This window comes from Rheinheimera sp. (assembly GCF_036568245.1).
Taxonomy (GTDB): Bacteria; Pseudomonadota; Gammaproteobacteria; order Enterobacterales; family Alteromonadaceae; genus Alishewanella.
Map to the genome: position 1 here is coordinate 1 of NZ_DATCSY010000369.1, position 2,456 is coordinate 2,456.

General features: G+C 51.3%; 2 protein-coding genes. One reads left to right on the plus strand and one right to left on the minus strand.

The features are described 5' to 3' along the window. A partial coding sequence (locus VIN66_RS16250; protein ID WP_331924953.1) for a cache domain-containing protein occupies positions 1–899 on the minus strand: 899 nt, incomplete at its 3' end. A gap of 199 nt (positions 900–1,098) precedes the next feature. Here VIN66_RS16250 and VIN66_RS16255 point away from each other — a divergent pair. Continuing rightward, positions 1,099–2,456: alpha-amylase family glycosyl hydrolase (locus VIN66_RS16255; protein ID WP_331924954.1), on the plus strand; the 1,358-nt coding region annotated here is incomplete at its 3' end.

A 2,456-nucleotide genomic window follows, 5' to 3' on the forward strand; every position in this document is an offset into this window, starting at 1 on the left:
TGCTGCATCGTTGATGCACTGTGACTAAGCGCCAGCACAGCCTGCTTAACCTCACTGACCAGCTGCTGAATTTTCTGCGCGAACTCATTAAAACCGCGCGCCACTTCGCCAACCTCATCAGCTGTTTCAATCTGCAAGCGCTGCGTCAAATCACCTTCGCCCTGGCCGATATCAATCAGCGCCGCCGAGGCTTTTTGTAATGGTTTCACCACCATATTGGCGACAAACAGCGCCAGTAGCACCACCAGTACCAACAGCACTATGGCGCCGCCGATAATCATCAGTAAGGTATCGCGGATCCGTTCGCTGATCTGTTCTTCCTTGGCGGCGACACGGCGGTCGATATCGTCGATATAAAAGCCGGAACCGATAATCCAGCGGTTATTATTCATTGCGGCTGCATAGCCGAGTTTGGGCGTCAGGCCGCCGCGGGTCTTTTCATCCCACATGTAAGTAACGAAGCCGCCGCCTTTTTTACCCGCCGCTATCAGCTCACGAATTAAAAACACGCCGTTTGGGTCTTTCAGATCGATCAGGTTGCGCCCTTCCAATGCCTGATTAGAGCCATGCACTATGTTTACGCCATCCAGATCATAAACAAACATATAGCCATCATCACTGAACTTCATCGCCCGGATCACCGCTTTGGCAGCTTCCAGCTGGGTAGCATCCAATGCATTGCCCGTCATATAAGGCGCCACCGCACTGACTGCTATCGCGACATGGTGCTCCAGCGCATCCTGTTTCTCCTGCATCATGTCAGCACGAAACTGGGTCACCTCCTGCTCTCCCATCGCGCGCATCTGGCTGTAGATCAATAACATCAGCAACAATACTACGGTTGCCATTGGCAACACCGCCAGCAGCAGCATTTTATTTTTCAGTGAGAAATTGAACATAGACAGGCTCCGCCTCTTTGCGATAACAACTTGATTCTGTTACAGCATAGTGTAAGCCCAAAGAAAAGGAAGCCTGTTACGACTATAGTGTATAGCGTGTAAATTCATATCGTTGCATACGTATGCAGCATAAAAATGCACGCCAGCTGTAATACACTCAACAACAAATCTATTAAAACTACAACACAGGGTAGAATCTATGCGTAAGAGCGCCACCATATTGCTGCTAAGTGTTGCCGGCGGCCTTCTGCTGTCGTGCAGTAAAGCACCGGAAACCGCCATGCCAGCAAAAACTGAAACCGTAACGGTAAGCCATACACCTGAACATAAAGTGGTGGTATATCAGGTATTCACCCGGCTGTTTGGTAATACCAAAAGCACCAATCAGCCCTGGGGCACATTAGCGCAAAACGGCGTCGGTAAATTTGCCGACTTTACGCCACAGGCACTGGACGCAATAAAGGCCATGGGGGTCAGCCATATCTGGTATACCGGCGTACCACATCATGCACTGGTGAACGATTACAGCGCTTATGGCATCAGTAATGACGACCCGGACGTTATCAAAGGCCGCGCCGGCTCGCCTTATGCGGTCAAAGACTACTATAACGTTAACCCCGATCTGGCCACCGATCCGGCCAACCGGCTGGCAGAATTTGAACAGCTTATCGCCCGCACCCATCAACACGGCATGAAAGTGCTGATAGACATAGTGCCGAACCATGTCGCCCGCTCTTATCAGTCGCTGTCTAACCCTGAAGGCACTGCAGATTTTGGCGCCAATGATGACACCACTGTCGAGTATGCCCGAGATAATAACTTCTATTACGTGCCTGGCCAGGCGTTTAACGTGCCGGCTTTCCCGGACAGTTATAAGGTATTGGGCGGTGAAGCGCATCCGTTAGCCGACGGTAAGTTTGCCGAGTATCCGGCAAAATGGACCGGTAATGGCTCACGCGCAGCCCAGCCAGCCTTTGACGACTGGTATGAAACAGTAAAAATCAATTACGGCGTAAAGCCAGACGGCAGCTATGACTTTGACAGCTTACCCCCAGACTATGCTGAAAAAGACTGGCAGGCGCATTTTCAGTTCTGGCAAGGTAAAACCGTGCCGGACTCCTGGCGTAAGTTTCGCGATATCACCCAGTACTGGCTGGCCAAAGGCGTCGATGGGTTTCGTTACGACATGGCCGAAATGGTACCGGTGGAGTTCTGGAGCTACTTAAACTCGCACATCAAACACACCAACCCACAGGCGTTTTTACTGGCCGAGGTGTATCAGCCGCATTTGTACCGCGACTACATTAAACTTGGCAAAATGGATTACCTGTACGACAAAGTTGAGTTTTACGATAGCCTGAAACTTGTGATGCAGGGCAAAGGCCCCACCTCGGCACTGGTTGAAACCCAGCAGCGCATGGCTGACATTGAGCACCATATGCTGCACTTTTTAGAAAACCACGACGAGCAGCGTATTGCTGCGCCGGAATTCGCTGGCGATGCTAGAAAAGGCCTGCCTGCGATGGTCGTGTCAGCTACCATCAGTACCTCGCCTAC